This is a genomic window from Marinomonas spartinae (genome assembly GCF_900089775.1).
GTDB lineage: Bacteria > Pseudomonadota > Gammaproteobacteria > Pseudomonadales > Marinomonadaceae > Marinomonas > Marinomonas spartinae.
On record NZ_FLOB01000007.1, the window covers coordinates 45701 to 70806 of the forward strand.

Annotated in this window: 23 protein-coding genes; 8 read left to right on the forward strand and 15 right to left on the reverse strand. The window is 43.2% G+C overall.

What is annotated here, in order from left to right; genetic code table 11:
• Positions 1-64 precede the first annotated feature (64 nt).
• The 4 genes from MSP8886_RS14400 to MSP8886_RS14415 are packed head-to-tail and all read right to left on the reverse strand — an operon-like array spanning position 65 to position 6032.
• Positions 65-3481, reverse strand: a complete 3417-nt coding sequence (locus tag MSP8886_RS14400; RefSeq protein WP_067017639.1) for an SbcC/MukB-like Walker B domain-containing protein — start codon at positions 3479-3481, stop codon at positions 65-67.
• Positions 3482-3496: 15 nt separating this feature from the next.
• On the reverse strand, positions 3497-4225 hold the full coding sequence (locus MSP8886_RS14405; protein WP_083200967.1) for a DUF4194 domain-containing protein: 729 nt from the start codon (positions 4223-4225) through the stop codon (positions 3497-3499).
• Entirely contained in the window at positions 4225-5616 is a 1392-nt protein-coding gene (locus MSP8886_RS14410) for a Wadjet anti-phage system protein JetA family protein (protein WP_067017643.1), read from the reverse strand. Before MSP8886_RS14410 ends, MSP8886_RS14405 begins: the two co-directional genes overlap by 1 nt.
• 35 nt (positions 5617-5651) lie before the next feature.
• Positions 5652-6032 (reverse strand): sirohydrochlorin chelatase, encoded by a 381-nt coding sequence (locus MSP8886_RS14415; protein ID WP_067017650.1) that lies wholly within the window; start codon positions 6030-6032, stop codon positions 5652-5654.
• A gap of 200 nt (positions 6033-6232) precedes the next feature.
• Here MSP8886_RS14415 and MSP8886_RS14420 point away from each other — a divergent pair, with 200 nt between their 5' ends.
• Positions 6233-7120, forward strand: a complete 888-nt coding sequence (locus tag MSP8886_RS14420; protein ID WP_067017652.1) for a TIGR01777 family oxidoreductase — start codon at positions 6233-6235, stop codon at positions 7118-7120.
• 10 nt (positions 7121-7130) lie between these two features.
• Here MSP8886_RS14420 and MSP8886_RS14425 read toward each other — a convergent pair whose 3' ends face one another.
• The 6 genes from MSP8886_RS14425 to MSP8886_RS14450 form a co-directional block, all read right to left on the reverse strand.
• Positions 7131-7640, reverse strand: a complete 510-nt coding sequence (locus MSP8886_RS14425; protein WP_067017654.1) for a DNA topoisomerase family protein — start codon at positions 7638-7640, stop codon at positions 7131-7133.
• A 28-nt stretch (positions 7641-7668) separates the two neighbouring features.
• Entirely contained in the window at positions 7669-8040 is a 372-nt protein-coding gene (locus MSP8886_RS14430) for a hypothetical protein (protein WP_067017656.1), read from the reverse strand.
• An 8-nt stretch (positions 8041-8048) separates the two neighbouring features.
• Positions 8049-8795 carry an HAD family hydrolase gene (locus tag MSP8886_RS14435; RefSeq protein WP_067017657.1) on the reverse strand — a complete coding sequence of 249 codons (747 nt, stop codon included), beginning with the start codon at positions 8793-8795 and terminating at the stop codon, positions 8049-8051.
• On the reverse strand, positions 8796-9791 hold the full coding sequence (gene hemH, locus MSP8886_RS14440) for a ferrochelatase (protein ID WP_067017662.1): 996 nt from the start codon (positions 9789-9791) through the stop codon (positions 8796-8798). It abuts the gene before it with no gap.
• A 219-nt stretch (positions 9792-10010) separates the two neighbouring features.
• A complete protein-coding gene (locus tag MSP8886_RS14445; RefSeq protein ID WP_067017669.1) occupies positions 10011-10829 on the reverse strand; it encodes a TSUP family transporter in 819 nt (272 codons plus the stop codon).
• Between the two features lie 83 nt (positions 10830-10912).
• On the reverse strand, positions 10913-11845 hold the full coding sequence (locus tag MSP8886_RS14450; RefSeq protein ID WP_067017671.1) for a chemotaxis protein CheV: 933 nt from the start codon (positions 11843-11845) through the stop codon (positions 10913-10915).
• A 115-nt stretch (positions 11846-11960) separates the two neighbouring features.
• On the opposite strand from MSP8886_RS14450, the gene MSP8886_RS14455 reads away from it, so the two are divergent.
• On the forward strand, positions 11961-13166 hold the full coding sequence (locus MSP8886_RS14455; protein WP_067017675.1) for an EAL and HDOD domain-containing protein: 1206 nt from the start codon (positions 11961-11963) through the stop codon (positions 13164-13166).
• Between the two features lie 9 nt (positions 13167-13175).
• On the forward strand, positions 13176-13943 hold the full coding sequence (locus MSP8886_RS14460) for a TatD family hydrolase (protein WP_067017679.1): 768 nt from the start codon (positions 13176-13178) through the stop codon (positions 13941-13943).
• Between the two features lie 36 nt (positions 13944-13979).
• On the opposite strand, the gene MSP8886_RS14465 is transcribed toward MSP8886_RS14460, so the two are convergent.
• The 4 genes from MSP8886_RS14465 to MSP8886_RS14480 all read right to left on the reverse strand — a co-directional run bounded on the left by MSP8886_RS14465 (position 13980) and on the right by MSP8886_RS14480 (position 20362).
• The gene (locus MSP8886_RS14465) at positions 13980-14666 is read right to left on the reverse strand and encodes a TetR/AcrR family transcriptional regulator (RefSeq protein ID WP_067017681.1); all 687 of its coding nucleotides are present in this window, start codon (positions 14664-14666) and stop codon (positions 13980-13982) included.
• A 157-nt stretch (positions 14667-14823) separates the two neighbouring features.
• A complete protein-coding gene (locus MSP8886_RS14470) occupies positions 14824-17166 on the reverse strand; it encodes a DNA polymerase II (RefSeq protein ID WP_067017683.1) in 2343 nt (780 codons plus the stop codon).
• A gap of 20 nt (positions 17167-17186) precedes the next feature.
• Positions 17187-19646 (reverse strand): ABC transporter permease, encoded by a 2460-nt coding sequence (locus MSP8886_RS14475; RefSeq protein ID WP_067017685.1) that lies wholly within the window; start codon positions 19644-19646, stop codon positions 17187-17189.
• The gene (locus MSP8886_RS14480; protein ID WP_067017687.1) at positions 19643-20362 is read right to left on the reverse strand and encodes an ABC transporter ATP-binding protein; all 720 of its coding nucleotides are present in this window, start codon (positions 20360-20362) and stop codon (positions 19643-19645) included. The genes MSP8886_RS14475 and MSP8886_RS14480 overlap by 4 nt, the downstream gene beginning before the upstream one ends.
• Positions 20363-20393: 31 nt before the next feature.
• Between MSP8886_RS14480 and MSP8886_RS14485 the strand changes: the two genes are divergently transcribed.
• Genes MSP8886_RS14485 through MSP8886_RS14495 form a run of 3 tightly spaced genes read left to right on the forward strand, consistent with a single transcriptional unit; the run spans position 20394 to position 22694 of the window.
• On the forward strand, positions 20394-21023 hold the full coding sequence (locus tag MSP8886_RS14485; protein ID WP_067017689.1) for an arylesterase: 630 nt from the start codon (positions 20394-20396) through the stop codon (positions 21021-21023).
• A gap of 7 nt (positions 21024-21030) precedes the next feature.
• Complete coding sequence (locus MSP8886_RS14490) at positions 21031-21969, forward strand: D-2-hydroxyacid dehydrogenase (protein ID WP_067017690.1); 939 nt, start codon at positions 21031-21033, stop codon at positions 21967-21969.
• Positions 21966-22694 (forward strand): pseudouridine synthase, encoded by a 729-nt coding sequence (locus MSP8886_RS14495; RefSeq protein WP_067017691.1) that lies wholly within the window; start codon positions 21966-21968, stop codon positions 22692-22694. The genes MSP8886_RS14490 and MSP8886_RS14495 overlap by 4 nt, the downstream gene beginning before the upstream one ends.
• 89 nt (positions 22695-22783) lie before the next feature.
• On the opposite strand, the gene MSP8886_RS14500 is transcribed toward MSP8886_RS14495, so the two are convergent.
• A complete protein-coding gene (locus MSP8886_RS14500; RefSeq protein ID WP_067017692.1) occupies positions 22784-23302 on the reverse strand; it encodes a GNAT family N-acetyltransferase in 519 nt (172 codons plus the stop codon).
• Positions 23303-23442: 140 nt separating this feature from the next.
• Here MSP8886_RS14500 and yciH point away from each other — a divergent pair, with 140 nt between their 5' ends.
• A complete protein-coding gene (gene yciH / locus MSP8886_RS14505; protein WP_067017694.1) occupies positions 23443-23790 on the forward strand; it encodes a stress response translation initiation inhibitor YciH in 348 nt (115 codons plus the stop codon).
• Between the two features lie 235 nt (positions 23791-24025).
• Complete coding sequence (locus MSP8886_RS14510) at positions 24026-25033, forward strand: GGDEF domain-containing protein (RefSeq protein ID WP_067017696.1); 1008 nt, start codon at positions 24026-24028, stop codon at positions 25031-25033.
• The last annotated feature ends 73 nt before the right edge of the window (positions 25034-25106 follow it).

Genomic DNA, 25106 nt, shown 5'->3' on the forward strand with positions numbered 1-25106 from the left:
TATTTTCCCTATATTTCCCAGTCATATAGTATTCGTGCCATTAATCCATGAATGACTCTGGCCATTAAGCTGGGTTCAAAATGGAATCCATATCACCATTAAGTAAAGTTTGGCCCTTTTCTTTTGGGTAAGCCACGTCAATAGATACTGCACCCCCTTCACGCCACACACTGATCACGGTATCCATATTAGCCGCCATAACAGCACGCTTATCATCGGGCGCTGCCGCAATAACCTGCAAACCAATATCTTTCATAAAGCCCATACAAGTAGACGTCTTAATCATATCTATTTTATTAAACGCCTCATCAAACATAGCCAATGAGAAGCCACCGACAATGTCACCATCCATGGTCTCGTGTAATCGATAAGTCGTCGATAATGCCGCCGCGATTGCCAGATAAAAAGGAATTTGGTGCTCCCCCCCCGACCCCGTTTGAATACGCTGACTTAATGTTGTCTTCTTATTGCCATCGGCATCAAGAATATCGACTTCAAAGTTATAAAACTTACGATAATCAGCCAAATCCTGCTGTTTCTCTTCGTCTGTAATCAATTCTTGAATCGCCGTAATAGCACGCAAATGCTCTGGATCGCCTGTCATTTCAGGGTCAAACAAACCGCCAACGTTGGCCTGATCTTGCGCACTAAAGCGATCAACCAAATCAAGAATATCTTTCATATCACCATTTGGGTAATAACGGAACTGATAAGTTTCATTATTAAAGGGGCGACGTTTCAAGCTGTGATTAAGCTCTCTAATAATATGAGCGACCTGATCCAAGGAATCTTTAAGCTTTGACACGTAATCAGAACGGAAGGTTTCCTCGGCTTCGCGTCTAGCAAGCTCAGCACGTTTAGCGTATTTCGCCAGTTCTGTTTCACTTAACACGTCTATTTGGTAATTCACATAATGCTGAAACTCTTCAAATTTGGATTCCAAATAATCCAGCTGAATATCATTGTCCATATTCGCATTGTGGTATTTAGCATAATGATCAGCCACGTCCTTACGTACTTTTTGATCAAAGCTTCGTGACTTATCTTCTGCTTTTTCAGCACGACTGATGGCTTCTTTATAAATGGCGGCACCATTGACCATGCTGTTTTCCAACAAGGCGTAACGCTCACTAGCAAACTCTGCATTATAAAGTGGGCTGGCAGTGAGTCGATTACGCTCTTCATCAAGAGCAGATAAGGCGGAGCTTAGCTGATTTTTCTGTGTGTTCAATGCACCGTATTGCTCGGAGATCTGTTGACGTTCGCGGTCTAATTTCTTCTGATCTAGCTCTACCGTTCCTATACGCACTTTGAGAGCTTCAATCTTGTCTTGCAAATCTTTATCATCATGTTGCTGAAGTTGAGCGATTTCCACTTCGACATTTTCAAGCTCTTGTGTCAGTCGAGTGACTGCATGGGTTGCATTATTCAATGTTTCAGCATCAAACTGATTACTGGCCATAACGCGCCCTAACAAGTTATCTGCTTGCTCTAAGCGCTGGTCAGACTTGAGATGATCCATCAACTCGCCACTTAATTTGGCCAATTGCTCTTCACGAGACTGCCTCATGCCATCAGTATTAATCCCCACCATCATATGGGGCACAGAACGGATAGTGGAAATACTACCAGACAACTTTAACATGCCATCTGCGGTCATCGCACTTTCTTCACGCAACAACTCTCGCTCTGTTTCCACCGGCTTAATGCCGCCTAAACGGCGATTCAAATACGCTTGAGCATGATCATTATTACATCGAATAAATTTGAGGGCCGAATTTCGATCACCACGGCTTAGCCATAAGCGAGTTTGGGTTGTATCAACAACACGACACCCCATTAACTGGCGACGATGGGCACGGAAAATTCGAATCGCTTCTTCAGCATCATCTGGCTCTACAATCAAAGCTTCCCGCTGAGCGCCTAAATACCCTTCAATTGAATCTTGCCATTTACGATCCGTCACCTCAGCCAAATGACTAAGAGGAGTTGCCGTAATCTGGGCATCTTTTAACAGTGCAATCAGACGTTTGGTGTTTGGGGATAATGGACTCACCCCACCTTTCAGGGAAGACACATCCGATTCAAGCTGCTTACACTCATCTTTTAAATTCAAAATCGTGCGGTTTAATTCTGAACGCTGCCTGAATACCAGAGATTTTTCAGCATCTAAACCTTCATTGAGCGCGCTCAAAAGCTGAGTTAACAGTTTTAAACTCCCTTCAATACGGCCATCTTCACCAATCAATCCAACATGCTGACTGATTTCTTTTACCAATGCATTTGTCTGTTTAGACAATAAGTCCTCAAATGCTGACAAAGATGACATCAGCACAATAATTTGGCGGGCCTGAACAATGGCCTTTTGATCTTGTTGAGCCTGCAATATCAAGAACTTTTTATTCTGCTCTAACTGCTGAAGCTTAAGCCCAACATCGGAGTGCTCATACTGCTGTTCTAAGCGTAACAACTGCCCCTGTAATTGCTTAAGCAAATGCCCTTGAGTCGTCAACTCTTCATCAATCTCTTCTTCACGCTCTTTGTGAAGCTCATACTGATCTTGTATATCATCTTGCTTGGTACTTAATTCATCAAAACGCGCTTCTGTGGCAATCCAATGATAATTAATCGCCGTTTGTTCTTGTTGGTGTTTTTTCTCACACTCTTGCTGGATCAATTTGAGATCGTCAATACGTTTGGAGACTTCTTGTGTTTTGCTTTCAAGTTGACGATATTCATGGAGTGATTTTTGATAAGCCCCCACCTGAAGTGGTGCTTCTGCTAAAACGAAATCTTGAACAAAACGCGTAGGCGAAGCAATAGGCACAAACTTTAAGGCGTTTTTAAAGTTCTTCAAGAAGCTATCAAGGGTAATCAACTGGTCCGCGCTCGGACTAAGCTCTTCCAAATAGCGATTGATGTATTGTGTTGCAGATGCACTGCCCGACTTAATATAAGGATCCAAGCAGGCTTTCTTCATATTTTCCCGCACTTCAATCCAAGGCTTAGCTTTATAGCTTTTGCCTTCCATCGCATCGATAAAGTCTTCTTTATGAACACCAAAGTTTGGTAACACATAACGACCCAAGGTGTCCTCTTCAGGAGACGCCAACGACGCACTTAGTGAGATACCGACCGTCGATTCTTTACCCGTGATGGAATCTTCGAACACTAAGGCCAGATAACTGATGGCATCTTGTCTTGGTTGAGCTCCCAAGCTTTTCGTATTGGCTTGGCCTGAGTCAATCATTCCTAAAATATAAGAGCGGATACTACGACCACTCGCCTTACCATCGTTTGCACTGGCGTTATAGTTAAGGTGACGCTTACTTGCCCCCGTTAAGACGGTTTGGATGGCGTCTAGAATCGACGATTTTCCAGAACCTGTTGGCCCGATAATCGCGGTATTACCTCGGATATTGATTTCTTCTGCACCCAACAGGTACCAGTTTACCAATACAATTCGGTTTAACTTTTTCATGTCTTGGTTCCTGTCCTAGTCTTCTTTTTTCGTCAATTCTGTCGTATCTGCACTGCTATTTGATTCTTTAGAGTCACTCACTGTATTGCCCCCATCATGACTCTCTTCCGGGTTGCTAGCCTGCTGAGCCTCTTCTGGCTCTAACTCAATGTCATCGTCCTCAGGGTCCACACCATTAAATGACTCCAATTGACGCAAGTAAGCCTCCGTCACGATCAAACGCACGACTGGCGTGATATTAATGATCATATTTTTACTGTCTTCTTCGTATGTTTTGCCACGAATAATGACACCATGACGGCTAAACAAACTTAAAATGTCTTTAAAGCGGGTTTCTGTCGGAATTTCACGTTTCACCAGTTGCACATAGCGATCCAAAATCGTGTGCGTATTCGTAGCAACAAACCCATTATCGATTTCGAAGTTTTCCACTTTTTCTTCGTATATCTGGCGCAATACCAATAGAAAAAGAGTTTCATCAGTTTTTAAACGAACAAAAGCTTCACGTTGAACCGGTAAAACCCCGGCCAAACGCTCATTCTCGTTCACATACAGCTTCATACCAAGCGCATCAAATACATTGGAAAAATAATCATGATATGACTCAACCAATAAATAATGCTTTCTTTGCCCATGCTTAAAGGCACTCACAAACTGGTTCGCAAGTATGAAGTTGGCGGTTTGTTGAAACTCTTGAGCGTCTTTTCCAGACTCCTCAACCACTTTCTTTAATTCTCTAAGCATTACGCCTGGCTCCTACGTACTACATTAAATTCACGACATTCTACAAAATCATGCACATCTAAATAGCGCTGTGTAAATTGTACTTCAAACGCTTTTTCTATCTTCTTCGCGGCTACCCCCAAAGAACCAACATAACGCAAATGGTCAAAGCACACCAAGTCTTCAACCGATTCAATAGTGAAGTCTAAAATATGCTTGTTGTCTTGACTGTTCATTTGTCGTTCCAGATAACTTTGCAGCTTGGTCACCGTTACTTGACGCGCTTCGTGGAAGCGACGCTGCTGATCTCTAAGCTTAATGGCATCAATAGAGACTTCGACGGGTGTCATTACTCTGGGTGGTGGTGGCTCTCGGCGTTTCATCGGCTGCGCAGCAGATTCCATCCCCACAATGCGAGAACCAATGACATTCTTTAAGGTTGGCAAGCGCTCGAACTTGGCTACATCAGAAATAATCCCCGATATTTTATTTGCCATACCCGGACGAGAGCTGTCCATATAGCGAGCCGTATCTGCAGCCCGCTTTTCTAATCGATAACGGTATTCATCAATGCGATCCAAACGTTGTTCAATAGAACTGAAAGTTTGAATGATGTCTTGACAGTCTTTTTCAACCAGAGCCTGAGCTTCTGCCATGGTGATTAACTGTTGATCCACATAACATTGGGCCACATCCCCCATTAAAGCGGGGTTGGACAAAAACTCCTGAGCATACTCTAGAATTTGCCGTCTAAAACGAAAAGGGTTATTACTGGTTTTGATGGTTTTATAGTCTGCGATTAAAATGCCTTCTACAAATAAATCAAAAAAACCAGCCACAATGGCTTTTGGATCACGACTTGAAAACAACTCTCTTTGTAAGCTACGAATCCCCAGCAGAATCTGATTAAGGTGGGCCGAGAAATCCCGCGATGCTTCAGCGGATTGACTCAAAGTCACCCCACGCTCTTTGGGGTGTTTCGCAACGGATTCCAAGTTACTTAGAATACTGAGTACGGTGGCACCATAGTTGCGTTTACCATGACGACTAATTTCCACCAAAGCACGCAACAACATAGAAATTTGTGGTGTCATTAAGACACTAACACGGTACAACTCTTGCTCTTCGACAAGCCATCCGGTATTGACGAGTCGATGATAGATCCTCAACGCGTAATCATGAATGGTTTTAGGCGATTCAAACGATTCTTTCTGATCATCGTGCCAAGCATAACTGTCTAAGTTATGCAGAGTATCTTCAATCGCTTCGATAATGGTCGATTTTTCTTTAATGGGATCTTCAGCGTGGTCATAAAAAACCTCTGCTAAATCGTACAATACCGCTTCAATTAAACCACGGTTTGAGCCAGATAGTGCTTGGAAAATCTCATCAGGAAGGTGTCTAAAAAGCATCCATTATGCTCCAAAGGTAGAGAGTAAAGTCAGCATTAATTGTTTTGTCCCAAATGGTGTGCAATTACCTGATCCATGGCCTGTTTGACAATGTCATCCTCACCAATAGGAGACAGCAACTCTATCTCTAAGTCATCACGTTTTAGACTTTCTATTTGAGCAGGCACGTCATGACGCAAATGGCGACCTACCGCGAAAAACAATGGCAAAACAGCCACCTTTTTAACATGCTTATCTAAATGTTGCACAACGTATTCCAAACTGGGCTCTGTTAACTCCATATAAGCCAAACTTGAGCGCTCTGCACCGAAACGAGAAATCGCTCGATCATATAAAGACTCGAAAGGCTTCTTCCACGTCGGATCTGGGCTTCCATGTGCAAGAAGTATGATGTGATCGTATTCTTTGCGTAGCATTGTGATACCTAATGTTTCTTAATCCTCCCATTTTAGCCATCATAGGGTAGAAAAAGAAGGCGTTTCTAGAAAAAGCTTACTTAACTGTACAATAGTTAAACCACTTTCGGGTTTTTTTGCTTTTCTATGGAACGCATTGATCCCATTTCCTTTTTTTTGCGTAATTATTCTTGTGTTTGAAAACAACTAAGGCCATAAAAATGAAGATATTGGTATCTGGAGCAACAGGTTTTATAGGACGCTCACTTATCCCCGCTCTGCAAAAAGCCGGACATCAAGTATATGCACTAGTGCGTAAAACAGACAGCCGGCTAGATAAAAGTATCCCTCAGTTTACGATTAATACATTAGCAGAACTGAGTGAACCAATGGACGTCTTAATTAATTTAGCAGGCGAAGGCATCGCGGATAAACCGTGGAGTAAAAAGCGCAAACAAATCCTTTTTGATAGCCGTGTAAAACTAACCAAGCAGATTCAACAAGCACTCAAACATTGCCCCAAACTGATTATCTCTATGTCGGCAGTCGGATTGTATGGAAGCGACTCAAACCAAACCTATCATGAAGAGACGACTTTACCGACAGATGGCTTTGCTCATGAGATTTGCCAAGCTTGGGAAGAAGCTGCACACGACTTTGCAACGCACGGTGCACGCCTAGTTATTTTTCGGCTTGGTGTTGTATTGGGCCCTAACGGTGGTGCCTTAGACAAGATGCGCCCCGCTTATTTATTTGGCTTGGGAGGAAAAATTGGCCGCGGCAATCAATGGTTTTCTTGGGTACACATTGACGATGTTATCAAGGCTATTAATCAAGCCCTATCGGATGAAAAAATGCAGGGAGCATATAACCTAGTTGCGCCAGAACTCATTCAGCAGAAAACCTTTGCAAAGTCTTTTGCAACGTCACTCAACCGCCCTGCTATCTTTCCTCTGCCAGCTTTTATCTTGGAACTGACTCTGGGCGACATGGCAAGCCTACTAACAAAAGGCCCTAAAATTCTCCCGACTCGATTAACAAATGAGGGGTTTGAATTTGCTTATCCAACGATTGATAGCGCCCTAATAGCGGTTCAAAATCAGCGTTAGTGCTTTTTCTTTATCTCTTTTTCCTAAGCACTGGCATGCCATTATCATCATTCAAGGTGTGGGTGCATTTGGGATATTGAATACAGCCCCAAAAATAGCCATTTTTGCTTTTTTTCCTGACCAAATAATGGCCACACTCTCGACAAGGATATTTTTTACTACTGGCCGGCACGCCATTGTCATCTTCAACAGTGATTTTACAATCGGGATAATTGCTACACCCCCAAAAGACATTATCCTTAAAAGATTTGCGCCTCAATGGTGAATGGCAAGCAGGGCATAAATAACGCTTTGCTCTTATTGGCTTACCCGCTTCATCATTGGCCGTGTAATCACAAGCAGGATAAGACTCACACCCCCAAAAAAAACCATTTTTCCCTTCCTTACGGAGCAAAAAATTACTGCACTTAGGGCAGCGATAATGGACTTTCGGAGCCACTATACGCACATCATCTTGGGAGAGAAACTCTTGCTCCCAATGACTTGCTGGTAAGTCATTTTTATCGTCGTATCCTGCCATTATAATCCACTTTCACCGCCCAGATGGGTCACTCTCCCGCTTCTGTGCGTATTTTCTGAGCACCATCACGGGCCGCATCAGCCGCCTTACCGCCCAGCTCTTTCATTTTCTTCCAGACAGAGGAACCAACTTCTTTGCTTTTTTCCGCCGCAGCTTTACCATATTTAGAGGCATTTTTAGATGCTTTATCTGCAATAACACCACTTTTTTCTTTCGTAATTTGCCAAGCCTTCTCACCTTTTTCAGCGGCTATTTTTCCGTATTTTGAGGCTTTTTCCGTAGTAATATGCCAAGCTTTATCGGCCTTTTCTTTCAAGGTCGTTGGCGCACTTTGATCTGCAGCCTGAGCAAAAGGAACAAAAAACAATAATAAAGAAAACATAACCGCCAAAATTCGCATAGAACACCTCATAATAAATTGTCAGAATGACTTAACCAAGAAAGAAGAGAATCAATAGTTTCAAGTGTGACTAAATCAGGATATTTAACTAAGTCTTTTTCTAAGACTTGCTCATGAGCCCATGTACAATGATAGGGAACATGAATAGCTTGCGCTCCAACATCCAATACCGGAAGCACATCAGACTTCAGTGAATTACCCACCATAAGAAAGCCTTGTTTATCAATCTTATGCTTCTCCAGAATCCGCTGGTAAGCCATTGGTGTCTTATCACTCACCACTTCAATGTGATCAAAATATTTCACTAATCCAGAACGAGAGACCTTTCCTTCTTGATCCAACAAATCGCCCTTAGTGATCACCATTAGCTGATAATCCCCTTGCAATTTGCTCAAAACGGTCTCGACATGATCAATAAGCTCAATGGGAGCGGACAGCATGGTGCGCGCAAGCTCAATAATCTGATGTATCTTTGTGCCTGTTATGCGTCCTTCTGTCAGCTCAATAGCTGACTCAATCATTGATAATGTAAAGCCTTTAATACCATAGCCAAAATACTTTAAGTTTCGCACTTGTACTGCCCCCAGATGGGAACGAATGTAGTGCTCATTATGATAGCTGGACAATATCTCAATAAAGGTATCTTGCGCATGATTAAAAATATCTTCATTACGCCATAGCGTGTCGTCCGCATCAAAAGCAATTACCTTAATAGACGAACTCGCTGTTTGGGAGTTTGTGTCACTATTCGCCATTTAATCCAACCACTGAGATGTGTTTTTCTGGATTAAGTCCAAGTAAAGAGCAACATGATCATCGCCATCGTTCAAAGCAGGTATATAGTCAAACCCTTCGCCACCATGCTGCTTAAACTCATCACCTAGCTCCAACGTAATTTCTTCCAATGTCTCAATGCAGTCAACGGCAAAAGCCGGACTAATAACATTCACTTTTTTAATGCCTTTGCTTGGTAGCACTTTAAGTGTCTCACTCGCATAGGGCTTTAACCATTCTTCACGACCAAAACGAGACTGATATACGTGTGTCCAATCCCCCTCTTTTAAGTCAAGTTCTTGTGCCACCAAACGAGTGGTATCATGGCAGCGACGCGCATAAGGATCACCGTTTGTGACATACCGCTTGGGAATGCCATGGTAAGACAAAATCAAATGGCGACGCTCACCTTGTTTGTCCCACTGGTTTCTCACCGAGTTAGCCAACGCTTTAATGTATAAAGGATGATCCGCATAATCCTGCAATAACTGTAACGCGGGCCAATGGGGACATTGTTTTAACGAACTCATGAGCCTATCGTAGCCTGCCGCTGTTGTCGTACCAGAAAACTGTGGATACATAGGAACGACAACAATTTTATCCACGCCAGCTTTACGCAGCTGATTTGCGGCGACTTCCATACTTGGATTGCCATAGGTCATCGCCATTTCAACCGGTATCGCTTGACCTGTCTCACGTTGAAGAGCAACCTTCACTCGCTCTTTTAAGCGATTTCCCAGCACCATCAAAGGGGACCCTTCGTCCATCCACACCTGCTGGTACACTCTAGCCACTTTTGCTGGACGTACATTTAAAATAATCAGATTCAAAATAGGCTTCCAAATTAATGGATTTAAGTCCACCACACGTGAATCAGAAAGAAACTCTTTAAGAAAACGACGAACTTCTGGCGCTCTCGGTGCATCTGGCGTTCCCAAGTTAATCATCAGAACACCGTATTTGGGCGTATTTGTCATGTCATTCCTTATTTATAAATAAAAACCCAGTAAAACTGTCCCTTACCACACTAGGCAAATTATCAGATAGCAACAAAGCCAATTAAAAAGACCAAAAGCCATTCAGTCTCCATAACATTATATTGCCTTAGATAAGGCTAGAGCGAGAAAAAACAAGGCATTTCAGCGTCGCTTTGTCAGTACCTAAGCCAAGCAACGGTATGTGCAGCAAGATAAGGCTTAATTTATCCATATTCTTAGCACAGCAATGACCAAGAAAATCACTGCTGATATATGAACGACACCTTTATCTAAGTTATTGCCTTTATTACGACATAAGAGATAAGTAGCCAATTGACTAATCGCGAGTACCATACAAGTGGGTAAGTGCACTGCACCAATAAAATAGTGCGTTCCACTCAGAGCGAAGGCTTTGGCAGGAAAGGAAAAGCCAACCATTGCCGCAACAACGACAAAAAGAGCAAGACCAGTCGAGACACCACTTACCTGCTCCTTTTTAATAGTATGCATTTGCAACATCACAGTATAAAAAAGCTTTCCTGAACTGGCCGACATCACACTGACACAACCAATCAACAAAGTAATGGGTAACCGGAAGGCGCTTTGTGACAACTGAGCAAAGCAGCGCCACTTAGATGACTCGGCAAAAGGGCGATAGAGTAACAACACATTGATCACAGCCATCACGACCAATAAACCAAATAACAACCCAAAAGTACCAAAGGTCATCAAAGAGACGACTTGAGCACCAATGACCCCACCCATAGCTGCACCTGGTGCAAAGGCAATCAACGAATGAGTGTCTATTTGCTGCGTTTTCATATCATGAAGCCAGTCAACTAATAGGATAGGCACCATGGAGGTTATGGCCGTTGCAATGACTGGAACAATAAGTGCCGATGGCGGGAGTTGAAAAACAGGCATAAAAAGCAATGCAGTGGGCACAATAAATAAAGCACTTCCTATTTTTACCGTGGCAAACAAGGCCCCAGAAAAAGCACCACATATAAGCAAAAATATAATAAACTGAATATCCACAGATCTAACACCTTACAGCACAACACATAATAAAAAACAGGCTAATAAGCCTGTTTTTTTAACTTCTTTTTAGCATGATATAATCAGTCACTCATCACACTACGAATTCTATCTTGGATTAAAGTCGCTAATTTATCAGGTTGAAATTTTGATAAAAAGTCATCACAACCAACTTTTTGCACCATGGCTTTATTAAAACTACCACTTAGCGATGTATGCAAAACAATGTATAAATCTTTTAGTCGAGAATCTTCACGAATTTCACGGGTTAAACGGTAGCCATCCATTTCCGGCATTTCGGCATCAGTAATCACCATTAACAGTTTTTCAGGCACACTCTTTTCCGTCTCCGCCCAATTTTTCAATTTTTCGAGGGCACGCTTACCATCCGTTGCTTCATGAACGGTAATGCCCATATAATCCAGCGTTGAACGACATTGCGCCAAACCAACGGAAGAATCATCCACCACCAGCACCTCTAACCCTTTAGCCACTTCCATCAAATCATCATCGATAATATCTGGGCTAATACTAGTATCATAAGGTGAAATCACCGCCAATACTTTCTCAACATCAATAATTTCAACAAGGCGATCATTAATACGCGTGATAGCGGTTAAATAATGTTGACGACCCGTACCATCTGGAGGAGGAAGGATTTCATTCCAATTCATATTAATAATTCGATCAACTTCACCAACCATAAATCCCTGTACTGTATTATTGTATTCTGTAACAATTAGGTTACAGGGCTGGCTACGATCAATAGGTCTCATACCAATAGACTCAGATAAGTCAATCACCGGAACAGTACGGCCTCGAAAATGCGTCACACCAGCAACAGAAGGATGACGATGTGGCATCAAGTTCAATTTGGGTAATTGCACCACTTCTTGAACTTTGAAAACATTAATCGCGAACATCTGCATTCCACCAAGGCGGAACATCAGTAGCTCTAATCTATTTTCGCCAACTAACTGTGTTCGCTGGTCTACGGCGTCTAACATGCTTGCCATACATTACTCCGGACTGTTTTCCATGTTCAACATAACTTCATTATAACCATGATATTGTATTACGCTTTAGCTTACAGTAATTTTTTGCATCAAATAGGCATTCAGAGAGTATTTAATGATCAGTAAGGATTTTCTTTTCACTCGCCAAACGATTGTTGGGGATAACGCCTCCATCAAAGCGAACAACTTGCTTCACCTTGATGGTATGACCGAAGAAACGAGTCATTCTTTTCTCGCAACACTTTTTTCTGATGTCGATCTAGTTGACACGATAAAACCCTACCCCATTTTTATTAAGACACTGTGCAGTGAAGTAGAAAATATTCCATCACCACCAGCATCGTTTAATTTTGTCCTCTTTTTTGATGCGACAAAAATAGCCCTGAGACAAGCGAATGACACACAATGGGACGACATGTTTACCGAATTACGTCTACAAGGTTATCAGCTTGGCATTCGTAACCCATCCCTCGCCATCTTAAATCGAGTATCCATTGATCCGTTCATTTATGTTGAGTTTAATTTATCAGATAGCACTGTGACCGAAAGCATAAACCTTTGTAATCACCCATCGTTAAGCCAGAAAAACCTTTGGTTTAGTCACATCAACTCTCAACAGGACTTTACTCTGGTTAAAGACAAAACCACCGCCCAGTGGTTTAGTGGTGATTTTCTCTCGGAAAGTATTCCAGTGAAAGGACGGAAAATACCCACCTATCGCTTAATATTATCAAAGTTATTAACCATTTTAAAAAGCCAAGATGGCTCGTTAAAACAGATGGCAGAATGCATCGAAACCGATCCGACATTGACGTTTCGTGTCATCAAACTCACCAAAACCGTCACCTACTATCGCCAATTTAATGTGCAAAATGTACAACGTGCGATTGAAATAATCGGCTTTCGAGACTTGATTAAATGGGTAAGTTTGGCCATGTTCAGCAGCATAGATGGCAAACCCGATTGTTTATTCTCTATGGCCGTTCATCGTGCCTGCTTCTGTGAGTCCTTAGCGAAAAAACTATACCCTAGAGAAAATGGCGCGTTTTTAACCGGACTTTTCTCTTATCTACCCAGCTTTTTTGATGAATCGCTAGAACAACTACTGAAAGACTTGCCTTTATCCCCAGATATAACGGACGCACTGCTCAATAAAAAAGGCAACCTTGGCTACACCCTTAGTCTAGTCATGCACTACGAATCAGGGCGGTGGGATAATATTTTATTTGACTCCCTTGCTAAAAGTGGTGTGTCAAAACAAACGCTTCGAGAGCTCTACATTGAAAGCTTGCGTGACGCTAAAGAAATTTATTCGAAATGAGAGTGAGACATGATTGATATCGGTGTAAATATAAATCACAACGACTACTTAAAAGACTTGGAAGACACACTTCAGCAAAGCTACCAAGCAGGAGTGGAAGGCATCATTTGTATTGCCTCTGACTTAGCTGAAAGTAAAAAAATACAAAGTCTCTGCGAAAACCACCCGCGAATGTGGTTTACTTTAGGCTGCCACCCCCATCAGGCGAAAAGCTGGAGCGCTTCGAGCACAGAAAAACTCAATGAATTAATCGCTCAAAAACGTCCCGTTGCAGTCGGTGAAACCGGCTTGGATTTCAATCGTAATTACTCAACACGTGAAGAGCAAATCTCCGCCTTTGAACAACAAATAGACATTGCAAAAGAACATAATTTGCCTTTATATCTGCATGAACGCGATGCTCACCAAGAAATGCTGACAATATTAAAACGCCACTATCATAATGGGGTAAGGGGTGTCGTGCACTGCTTCACGGGTTCTAAAGAGGCTTTGAGTGCCTATTTAGACTTAGGGCTATACATTGGTATCACAGGCTGGGTGTGCGACGAACGCCGCGGACAAGACCTGCAAGAGGCAATTCCACATATACCGAACGACAAATTACTCTTGGAAACCGATGCTCCTTATCTCTTGCCTAGAAACATTCGCCCACGACCAAAGAGAAATCATCCCAAATATTTACCTTGGGTCGCCGCTGAAGTCGCACGACTAAAAGGCATTAGTGTTGACGAACTCGTTCAACACACACAAAAAAACACCAGCCGGCTATTTTTCTAAACCTTGCTGGTGTTTCCAGTTAATCAGTTATGTTTATTAGACAAACTCCATATCGTCGTAAGCTATTGCTAATGTTGAAATAGGTAATGGCGTTAGCGGCGTCACAGGGCAACTCATTAAACTCAGCTCACTAATATTCTCAACCTGTATTCCAACACTATTGAGACAAATATTCGCTACTTCATTCATGAAGTCTTCATCCAACGGCTGTTTCGTGAGATAGCGATTACGAATAATGAAAAATAAACCGCTCTCAATGAACTCAGTGGTGATGTCGATATCATTGACTCTAAAGACACGCTTAGACACCCCTTCGATCAAAATAGCTTTAAGGGCTTTACTAATCCCTCCTTCCAACCTTTCACCAAAACTATTGCCACCATAAAGGTAAGAGGCCCATTTAGGCTTGTTCATAGTCAGGCTAATGAAATATTTCACGAGTAAAGTGAGACGTTTATCAATTTCCTGATGCGTGGTTAACAACAAATCCAAATCGCGGAAAAGTACATCACTTAGCACTTTTCTCACATCCATCAGAGCCGTATCTTTACTATCAAAGTAGTTATAAAAGGTACCAATACTGACATTAGCGTGTTGAGCAATATCCTGAACAGAAACTTGATTCCACTCTCTATCAAGAATCATCTCTTGGATAGCTGAACGAAGTTTATCCAGAGTTTGACTACGTTTACTTGGCGACTTCATATTAAATCTCAATGTCATTTCTTCTTCCATCCATAGATAAACAAATTAACTTGAAGGATGAATATATACTGAAAAAGGTAAAATTTCTGCAAAAAATTAAGTGATTGAAAGATCTGTTGCGCAAAATATTGTCAGCTTTTCTTAGAAAAACAATCAATCTAACCACTCAAAAAACCTATAACAATGATATCTGTTTACTTAAAAGACTTTCCATATTAGTTTTGTAAAAAGGCAGGATGCTATCCGCAATTGGCTCAATTTGTTTACTGATATAGTGCTCATAATCTAAGTTTACAAGGTCAGCTTCACTTTCATAGGGTACCACACCCGTCACTTGGTAGAGATAATTTACCCGTTTACGCCCCTTATCAAACTCCAGAGGTTGACCTAGCTCAACTCGGCGCTGATCAATTATAGCGGCCGCTCGAACATGGGGCGGTTTGTTCTTCGTGTATGACGCCAAAGGACGACTAAGTTGCTTACTGTATACCAGCAAATGATCTAGCTCGCCCGCTCTTAATCTAGCAACCGTCTCTTGAATAAAGGTAATGGGGTTTTCATCATTGAAGATTTTCTCAAACAGTGTTTTTTGAAACTCTCGCGCCAATTTAGTCCAATCCGTTCGAGCAGCTTCTAGCCCTTTAAAAACCAATTCACCGCCAGTTAGCCCCGCATAGCGCTTTTTACTGCCCTCCTCTTGCCCTCGGATAGTCGGCATAAAGAAACGCTCGTAGACACGCTCAAACTCAAGCTCAAGATAAGAATCTATATGAGCGTAGTCTTGGCACCATTCGGACAACAGACCATTAATGTCGTCACAAAGTTGTTGCCCTAATAAACGCGGATCTTCTTTGTCATTATTGAGGGTGATAAACAAAGAGTCGGTATCACCATAAATCACCTTCGCCCCTTTCTCTTCCATCCATTGCTGTGTTCTTCCCAATAACTCATGCCCACGCATAGTGATCGAACTCGCCAATTCAGCATGATAAAAGCGACAAACATTTGATCCCAGTACACCATAAAACGAATTCATAATAATCTTAATCGCATAGCTTAAGATCGTGTTCCCTTCGCGCTTTGCTCGCTCCCTTGCCTGAGCAAGCTCAGAAACCAATTCAGGCAAAATGGCTTCTTTTTTATAAAAACTTGCGCCGAGATAACCTGGTACCAAATCCGTGCTCGTTTGCTTAACGGCGGGAGCCATATTGCCAGCAATAATCCGCGCTAACGGGTCGATATAAAATGTACGAATAATACTGGGATACAGGCTTTTGAAATCAAATACCAAAACATTTTTATACAACCCAGGAATCGACGACATCACAAAACCACCTGGGCTAGGAACAAACACATCTTCTCGCCATGCTGGCGCGACCCAGCCTGCCTTATGTAAGCGAGGCAAATAGAGATTTTCAAACGCGGCAACCGAGCCCCCCGTTTGCTCAAGTGGAATCCCTGTTAAATCCACACGGGTTTGCTGTAGTTCTATCAGTTTTAACTGATCGAAAATACGCAATACCAAATCACAATCTTGCAAGTTGTAATCAACAAACGCGAGCAAATCCTCACGGTGCAAACGCTCTATCTCTTGCCAGCGATCGCCACCATGGAGCAATTTCTCATCCTGTAGAATTTCTTTACTGACATTATTCAGACTATAGGATTCAAAATGATAGCCGCCCACTTTCAGTAGCGTAATGCCATCCAGTGCGACTCGCCCAGGGATGGCTGCAAAATACTTACCTTGGTTATCCGAAGAATGAATCCGCCATTTCTCGCCATTTACCCCGAAAGCAGGACGAATGCCTAGCGCTTGACAGCGCTTATCAATAAAGTTCAGATCGAAGCCAATTAGATTCCACCCGATGAAAATATCTGGAGCATGCTGACGAACATAATGGATAAAATCGAGCAACAGCGCTTTCTCGTTATCATAAGTACGGACATGAGGCGCGCTGATCATTTGATCCGTTACCACAAAAGCAATTCTCTGATCCCTAGCCGTTATGCCAATCGATAACAGACAATTATGGGTTACCGAGGTTTCAATATCTAACGACCACACCACCCAGTCTGGTTGCCAAGTTCCAGGAATCACTTTTGCTTTGCTAAAGCACCGTCCGCTAGCATCAGGAATACCGATGAATCTCACACTACCACGGACATTACGTTCCATAAGATAGCGATTATGGGCTTTGATATCTTCTTCGTAGACTTGATAACCATCTTTTTTGGCCAATGCCACCATTTGCTGATGTAAGGTCAAACTTTTACTTCGGATCAACCTGACAGGCTGATCTTGAAAGGAGCGAAAACCCGCCTCTGTTACCTTAACGCCAGACAAATGCTCTGGAAACACATGCGCAGGGGCGTCACTAAAAAACGTGGTGAATTGACGGTCCGGTAAAACCTGAACCGTCCCTTCTGAGGTTTTGACAAATAAACTCATCTCGAGCTGGCCATTCACCTCTTTCGTATGGCGACTGACAACATAGCCATTTTTTTCTACAAACATCTAGATAACCAAATTAAGTGTTAAATACCGCGCAACAAATGCATCGGCGGCACTTTTAACACAGTTCGACTGGCAAATACACCGACGGCTGTAATCAATAAAGCGCCAGCACCTGGGCCCAATAACCATAACATAGGATGCCAGCTTGGTTCTGAGTTAAAAATGTACACTTGAACACCGTATAAAGACGCCTCCGCCCCCATCGCAGCGATGCCACCGGCAAACACCCCTAAACAAGCAAATTCAATAATCAACGCTTGCCGAACCAAAGCACCACGCGCCCCGAGTACTCGTAACAAAGCCCCTTCTTCCATGCGCTCTTCTAACGTTGAACGAACGCTGGCCAGCAACACCAATCCACCAGCAGCTAAGATACATACCAGTACCAATTGAATGGCCTGTGACAACTGGGCAATAATGGATTGAATTTGTTTGAGTATGTCACCTACATTCAGTATGGACACCGTTGGGAATGTCGACATAGCATGATAGAAGGCTTGTGCCTGGCTGGGTTTAACAAAATAGCTGCTCACATAATTGGCTGGCGAATCATTTAATACGGATTTCGGTACAATCACATAAAAGTTAGGCCGCATAGAGCTCCAATCAACAGAGCGCAATGAGGTAATAGGCAAAGTATGGAACACCCCGCCGATATTGATCGTTAATTTATCACCCAGTTTTAGGCCGGCTTCTTTGGCAACCTTTTCCTCCACCGACAAGCCATTGGCTGCAAAATCCCCAGCAACGACCTTATTGCCCTCGCCCACTTGTTCTGCCCAGGTTAAGTTCATGGCCCGTTCAAATAGCTCTGGCTCAGGCTTATCATCAGGATACAATTTACTTACCTGCTCGCCGTTAACTTGCGTGATTCGGCCTCGCACCATAGGGTACCAAGAGGACGAAGCAATCTTTAGAGTGTGAGACATCTGGTTAATGGGCGCAATTTGATTGGCTTGAACATTAAACAAATAATGATTAGGCGCATCGGCTGGCAATTGCTTCTGCCAATCGGCAATCAAACTGGTTTTAATACCGACGAGCACCAAACCCAGCATGATAATCAGCGTAAACACCAAAAGCTGAAACAGATTGGGCACCAAGCGTCGGTATAACGCCGCCAAGCCAATTTGCCAACCACTGGTCGCCCCAGCCGTCACCGACCGCCCGAACTTAAACATGACCCAGCCTAATACAGACACAACCAAGCCAATGCCGACCATCGCAACCACCATGATAGTGGGTAGCATAACGCCCTGAGTGTATAAACACATCAAAGCGTACATGCCAGCAAAGCCGATTAAATACAACATAACGGAACCCTGCTCAACGCGGGCGGAAGGCTGTAAAACAGATAAAGGCGAAATGCGAATTAAGCGACGCATCAATGGCAAGCAAAAAGTAACCAAGGAAATCAGCCCCGTTGCCACACCCAACCACATTTTCCAAAGCTCAGGTTCTGGCAATGCCGTCGTCACTAGGCTTGATAGCAATGCGGCAATCATATTCTGGACAATCCAGCCAAACGCTAACCCCAGTACCGCCCCAATAACAAACAAAAACAACAGCTGTAGCAGAAATAAACGCGATAACGTTTTAGGCGTGGCCCCTAACGTTTTTAAAACCGCAACTTGCATCAAATGGCGCTTCACATAACGAGATGAGGCAAGCGCCATGGCGACACCCGATAACACCACCGCCAATGTCCCCGCTAACAATAAAAACGACTCCGCTCGATTAATCGTCTCACCAATTCGTTCACCCCGTTGTTTTGGGCTAATCCAACGTTGGCCATCCGTCAATTTAGGGGCGAGCCATGCTTGCAACGCATTGAGTGAGCTTGCCTCCCCAGCCACCAGCAAAGAATAGCGCACACGACTACCAGGAATAATCACATTAGTTGCCGCTAAATCGGCTTTATTCATCATTGCCCTGGGGGAAATAGAAAACGCGGACGAGCTCGCCCCCGGATCAAGAACCAAATACTTCGACACCGTTAATGTTTTGTCACCTACTTCCACTTTTTGCCCAATTGTCACCCCTAATAAACTGGCTAAGCGAGACGATATCCAAATGAAGCCCGGTTTCGGTGACTCACTCGATTTGATGCCTTGTCCAAACAACTTTGAGTCGATCAAAAAACGGCCCTTCAACGGATAACTGTTCGTCACAGCACTCACTTGAGAAAGCTGCAGCTTATCATTAGCAAAGACCATGGTGCTGAACGACGCCCGTTCTGCTACTGACAGTTTTAAAGACTCGGCCTTTTGCCGCCAAGATGGGGGAATCACCTGATCAGAACGTACTACCCGGTCAGCGGCGAGCAAAGAAGCGGACTCCTGCTCAAATGACAGACGTAAACGATCGATAAACAAGCTAATGGCCGTCACCGTACCAATGGCAATCACCAGCGCAACCAACAAAGTCACCACGTCGGTACTGCGCATTTCCTTACGCATAAAGCGCCAAGCAAAATTCATAATACTGGATCCTTCCGGTTATCTTGAGAGGATTCTTGCAGTCGACCTGAGGACATCACTAACTGACGATCACATTGCGTCGCTAGGTGATTATCATGGGTCACCATTACTAATGTCGTGCCTTCTGATTGGTTTAACTCAAACAGCAGCTTAATTATGATCTTTCCATTCTCCTCATCCAGATTGCCTGTTGGCTCATCGGCAAACAAAACCTTCGGCTCAGAAGCAAAAGCACGCGCGATGGCCACCCGCTGTTGCTCACCACCAGAGAGTTGTCGTGGGTAATGGGTTAAACGATGAGACAACCCCACTTTTTCCAACAATTGCAGCGCTTTTTGGCGCGCCATTTTGTCACCCTTAAGTTCAGCCGGTAACATGACATTCTCCAGCGCATCTAGGCTGGGCAATAAATGAAAGGATTGGAAAATAAAGCCAACATATTGACCGCGCAGCAAGGCACGCTTTTCTTCATTCAATGTTGTCAGAGAATGCCCGTACAAGGCAATGTCCCCTTGTGTGTTGACATCCAACCCCGCCAGCAGACCTAATAAAGTGGATTTGCCTGAGCCAGAAGCGCCGACAATCGCAACGGATTCCCCCTCCTTGATTTCTAAATCAATTCCTTTCAGTATAGTCAAATCACCTGTTTTTGAAGAAACAGTATGTGTCAGGTTTTTAACGTCAATGGCAACTTCAATAGCGGTTTGGCTTTCCATAAATAATGCGTCTCACTTAATAAGGTTTTATATGCGTATCACTCAACAAATAAGGGTCGCTTGTGTCGCCCTCATACTATTTTGCTCATATGCTCAGGCCGCCCAACCCCATAACCTACTGGTAATGGGAGACAGCTTAAGTGCCGCCCATAATTTAAGACAACAAGATGGCTGGGTTAGTTTACTAAAAACAAAACTTTCTCAATCACACCCACAGATTAGCATCATTAACGCCAGTGTGGGGGGCGAGACAACGCAAGGTGGCCTAGCCCGCTTTCCCGCGCTACTTAAACAATATCAGCCTCAGTGGATCATTTTAGAGCTCGGTGCTAATGATGCTTTACGTGGCTACCCACTGGATCAGACCACAAAAAATCTCAGCTCCATGATTGAGCAAGCTCAACAAAACAAAGCAAAAGTCCTGTTAATTGGCAATCGTATTCCACAAAACTACGGAAAACGCTATACAGAGATGTTTTTTGGGCTCTACAAAACCCTCGCCGCGAAATATAATGTGTCCTATGTGCCTTTCATGTTAAAAGGCGTCGCATTAAATAAAAACCTTATGCAAAGTGATGGATTACACCCGAATGCGAAAGGCCAACCGATCGTATTACAAACCATTCTTCCTTATCTTCTTCCTTTACTAGATAAAAACTGAGGGCACTATGAAAGCCGTTTTTTTAGATCGAGACTCATTTCCAAGTAATATGAAGTTTCACTACCCTGAAGGTATTTCAGAGGTCATTGAGTACCCCAATACTACCCTTGACGAAGTCGCTGAGCGTATTCAAGGGGCTGACATTGTGTTAACAAACAAAGTGGTACTGACAAAAGACGTTATCGAGCAGGCTCATGATTTAAAACTGGTTCAAGTCACCGCGACGGGGATTAATAATGTGGATGCTCAAGCCTGCAAAGAACAGGGCATCGCCCTACAAAATGTCGATGGCTACTCGAGCATCAGCGTGCCCGAACACACTTTTGCTCTATTACTTGCCTTACGTCGCAACCTAGTTGCTTACATTGATGATGTGCGAGCTGGCAAATGGGGAGAATCCAGTTTTTTCTGTTTTCTAGACTACCCAATTAAAGATTTGGCCAATACTAAGTTAGCCATTGTCGGTAAAGGCATCATCGGCAATAAAGTCGCAGAGATAGCCAAAGCATTTGGTATGCAGGTCATGTTTGCTGAGCACAAAAACGCTAAGGTCGTTCGTGAGGGTTATGTCCCCTTTAACGAGGCAATTCAGCAAGCTGATGTACTGTCTCTGCACTGTCCACTTACCGAGACCACAAAAGACCTGATTAGTACCACTGAATTTGAACAAATGAAGCCCGACGCCATCTTACTAAATATGGGGCGTGGTGGCATTGTTAACGAACCAGCATTAATCAAAGCACTGACAGAGAAGCGCATCATGGGGGCCGGCTTTGATGTCGCCACACAAGAACCCATGCCTCACCACCACCCGTTACAAGCCTTGACCAAGCTACCGAATTTCCTACTCACACCGCACATTGCTTGGGGAAGCAATGAAGCAATGCAAAAATTGGCCAACATCGCCATGGAGAAAATCGCTCAATTTATGAACCCAAGCTCATGACGCTAAACATTTTATTTCAAGACGACGATCTTGTGATCGTCAATAAACCCGCAGGGCTATTGGTTCACCGCACAGAGCTGGCAAAAGACGAGGAAGATGCCGTCGTCCAGCGGCTGCGTGATCAAACAGGAAAATGGGTGTTTCCAGTACATCGGTTAGATCGCGCCACCTCAGGTGTGCTTATTATGGCTTTTTCACCACACATCGCCCGCGCGCTGGGCGAGCAGTTTACCCATAATAAAAACCAAAAAATATATCATTGTTTGGTACGTGGTTTTTGTCACGACCAAGGTATTATTGATTACCCGTTAGTTAAAATCAGTGAGCCCAAAGGTATGCCGCGTTTTAAAGTGCCAGGGTCGGAAAAAGAGGCACAAACTGAATTTGAATTACTCGAACGCTATCAACTGCCCTACCCAGTCAGCCGCTACGACAGCATGCGATTGAGCTGGATAAAAGTAATGCCAAAACAAGGCCGTAAACATCAAATTCGCCGACATTTTAAACACACATTACACCCATTAGTGGGAGACAGTCGCTATGGGTGCCGTCATATCAATAAAGCAATGAACACATTGTGGCCTGAGGTGTTTCGATTAATGCTACATGCATCCAGCTTGTCTTTTACCCACCCTGCTACCCATCAAGCAATGACGGTCAGCGCCCCCTTTGACGGTAAAATACAAACCACTCTGGCTCGTTTAAAACCGCATCAAATCATATAGTCCAGAACCAAGCGATGTTTATGGCAATAAAGGGAAGTAAAACGAAGAGAAGAAAGGAAGAATGGCGGTCGCTCGCTAGTAGACAACGCCTATTGCAGGCGCTCTTGCGAGCCTACACGCCACTTGTAAACAACGGTATCCTGGATACCAGAGGGCATCTTGATCGAGGCCTCTTTGGTAACGGAATACTCAAAACCGCAAGACTTCAGAACACGGATAGACGCTTCATTTTCAGAACTCACCTGAGCGTATAACTCGTTAATACCATAGCAAGCCAAAATCGGCAGCAAGCTGCGCAAAGCAAATTGAGCAATCCCGCGGTTTGAGCACTGTTTAGCCACTCGATAAGACACTTCTGCCACCGTATGTTGTGGGTCGAGAAACTGGAAACTAAATCGACCGACTAACGCCCCATTGTGTAAATACACAAGAAACTGAACAAGGTTTTGCCCCCCTGATAATTGTTGCTTAAAATAACGCTCGTTTTGACGCATTAACACTTGAGATGGCAAAAACTCAGAGAACCAAGTTTTATTATGAAACTCGAATAATAAAATGGCCTCTAGATCAGTCTCTGAGGCTCGCTGTATTTTCAATAATCTATTCATGTTTGACCACGCTGTTCAACCTATAAAATTATAGTAGAAGAAAAAACTGAGTCCTGCCTCATTTTTTGTAAATCGTCATTATTTTTGCAATGTTACAATGCTTAATTCGCCACCATTTTACGATAAGAGATTGAATTACAATGAAATCACGCAACCTCGTTTACTCAACAGACCAAGGACGACTCTGCCCTCTTTGTGAACATCCTATTGATAATTGCACCTGTAAAAATAACCCTATTCTAGGAGATGGCAATGTACGCATCATGCTGGAAACAAAGGCAAGAAAAGGCAAAGGGGTCACCGTTGTTACTGGCTTAGCAATGACTACAGATGAATTAAAAGCCCTCGCTAAAAAACTGAAGGCGCAATGTGGCACAGGTGGTTCGGTAAAAGAGGGCAATATCGAGATCCAAGGTGACAATCGAGAAAAAATCAAACAATTACTCGAAAAGGAAGGTATCAAAAGCAAACTGGCTGGTGGTCGATAGCCCCTATGGAAAAACCATAGCACCGACTCCAATCACCGCATTTAAACGTACAATACATACAAAAATTTACATTAAAGTTTTTTTTATGGCTTTCGATAACAAAAATAGCAATATAACTGTTTGATTTTATGTAACAATGGCATTCAACTCATAGGTGAACCTATCTATGAGTTGAATCTTCAGCAAGCGCCAAAAGAAATAAATCACGGCGGCCATTTCTGTATTTGAGGTATAAATGTGGGATGAAAAACCAAAACAAGCACTAAAGTGGATGCAAAAAGCTGTGCCACTGATGCTTCAATTGGATATTTCACCAACCCCTTATAACTATGGGATTTGGTATGAGTATGTATCTAACCGTAACAAAGCGTTAAATCAGCTAGTTGATGAGACTCTAAGAAAGCTAGGTAACATCCCCAGCTTTTTATCCCGTGACCTTTTTCACGAGTTTGTACTACCTAACGAGTTTCATCAGAACAACAAAAACCAAAAAAGCGTAGAGCAAGTCGCTAATCAGCTTGAAATGTCATCTATTAAAATGGGGGACAACTTATCAGACTTAAATGCGGTCATCAGCAAAAGTAGAACCGCCCTCAAACATTCAGATAGTCCACATCAACTTAACAAAGTGATTGCCTATCTGGATCGTGGTTCTCGAAAAGCACTAGAAGCTTCACAGAAATTTCAGTCAGACCTATTAACGGCACAAAAAGATATTCAGCAACTCAAACTTGAATTAGAAACATTGAAGAAAAGCCTAGATATCGACCCTTTGACGAAACTGGAAAACAAAACGGCATTAGAACGCCACCTTTACGAACACTTACCAGAAGCAGAGGACGATATAAGTTTGCTTATCTTGGACATTGATTTCCTAGGCCGCATTAATAAAGACTATGGTCAGCGCGCTGGCACTTCGCTTATTCGCTATGTTGCCGCCCTATTGGAAACCCTACAATTAGAACAATCACACATTGCTCGGCTAGAAGGTGGAACCTTTGGCATTATGTTGTATAAATCAACGTCAGAAGAGGCGCACAACCATGCTGAACACCTACGTCATGAAATTTCACAACAAAAAATCCGACACAAACAGAGCAAGGAGACAATACCACAAGTGACTGTTTCCATCGGGGTCGCCACGTTAGTCGGAAAAGAAAGCATAGAGAGCCTCTTTACACGAGCAACCACACAGCTAAAACGGGCAAAACAGCAGGGCAAAAATTGCTTCTGCTTCCTTTAAGCCATATTTATTACAATATCGTTTACACAGACTCTGCTATCATGCGGATCATAATTACCCTTACACCCCTGAA

Bases quoted from the DNA above. Each gene is read 5' to 3' on its own strand.
- MSP8886_RS14400 (WP_067017639.1), bottom strand. From the start codon at position 3,481: ATGAAAAAGTTAAACCGAATTGTATTGGTAAACTGGTACCTGTTGGGT.
- MSP8886_RS14405 (WP_083200967.1), bottom strand. From the start codon at position 4,225: ATGCTTAGAGAATTAAAGAAAGTGGTTGAGGAGTCTGGAAAAGACGCT.
- MSP8886_RS14410 (WP_067017643.1), bottom strand. From the start codon at position 5,616: ATGCTTTTTAGACACCTTCCTGATGAGATTTTCCAAGCACTATCTGGC.
- MSP8886_RS14415 (WP_067017650.1), bottom strand. From the start codon at position 6,032: ATGCTACGCAAAGAATACGATCACATCATACTTCTTGCACATGGAAGC.
- MSP8886_RS14420 (WP_067017652.1), top strand. From the start codon at position 6,233: ATGAAGATATTGGTATCTGGAGCAACAGGTTTTATAGGACGCTCACTT.
- MSP8886_RS14425 (WP_067017654.1), bottom strand. From the start codon at position 7,640: ATGGCAGGATACGACGATAAAAATGACTTACCAGCAAGTCATTGGGAG.
- MSP8886_RS14430 (WP_067017656.1), bottom strand. From the start codon at position 8,040: ATGCGAATTTTGGCGGTTATGTTTTCTTTATTATTGTTTTTTGTTCCT.
- MSP8886_RS14435 (WP_067017657.1), bottom strand. From the start codon at position 8,795: ATGGCGAATAGTGACACAAACTCCCAAACAGCGAGTTCGTCTATTAAG.
- hemH (WP_067017662.1), bottom strand. From the start codon at position 9,791: ATGACAAATACGCCCAAATACGGTGTTCTGATGATTAACTTGGGAACG.
- MSP8886_RS14450 (WP_067017671.1), bottom strand. From the start codon at position 11,845: ATGGCAAGCATGTTAGACGCCGTAGACCAGCGAACACAGTTAGTTGGC.
- MSP8886_RS14455 (WP_067017675.1), top strand. From the start codon at position 11,961: ATGATCAGTAAGGATTTTCTTTTCACTCGCCAAACGATTGTTGGGGAT.
- MSP8886_RS14460 (WP_067017679.1), top strand. From the start codon at position 13,176: ATGATTGATATCGGTGTAAATATAAATCACAACGACTACTTAAAAGAC.
- MSP8886_RS14465 (WP_067017681.1), bottom strand. From the start codon at position 14,666: ATGACATTGAGATTTAATATGAAGTCGCCAAGTAAACGTAGTCAAACT.
- MSP8886_RS14470 (WP_067017683.1), bottom strand. From the start codon at position 17,166: ATGTTTGTAGAAAAAAATGGCTATGTTGTCAGTCGCCATACGAAAGAG.
- MSP8886_RS14475 (WP_067017685.1), bottom strand. From the start codon at position 19,646: ATGAATTTTGCTTGGCGCTTTATGCGTAAGGAAATGCGCAGTACCGAC.
- MSP8886_RS14480 (WP_067017687.1), bottom strand. From the start codon at position 20,362: ATGGAAAGCCAAACCGCTATTGAAGTTGCCATTGACGTTAAAAACCTG.
- MSP8886_RS14485 (WP_067017689.1), top strand. From the start codon at position 20,394: ATGCGTATCACTCAACAAATAAGGGTCGCTTGTGTCGCCCTCATACTA.
- MSP8886_RS14490 (WP_067017690.1), top strand. From the start codon at position 21,031: ATGAAAGCCGTTTTTTTAGATCGAGACTCATTTCCAAGTAATATGAAG.
- MSP8886_RS14495 (WP_067017691.1), top strand. From the start codon at position 21,966: ATGACGCTAAACATTTTATTTCAAGACGACGATCTTGTGATCGTCAAT.
- MSP8886_RS14500 (WP_067017692.1), bottom strand. From the start codon at position 23,302: ATGAATAGATTATTGAAAATACAGCGAGCCTCAGAGACTGATCTAGAG.
- yciH (WP_067017694.1), top strand. From the start codon at position 23,443: ATGAAATCACGCAACCTCGTTTACTCAACAGACCAAGGACGACTCTGC.
- MSP8886_RS14510 (WP_067017696.1), top strand. From the start codon at position 24,026: ATGTGGGATGAAAAACCAAAACAAGCACTAAAGTGGATGCAAAAAGCT.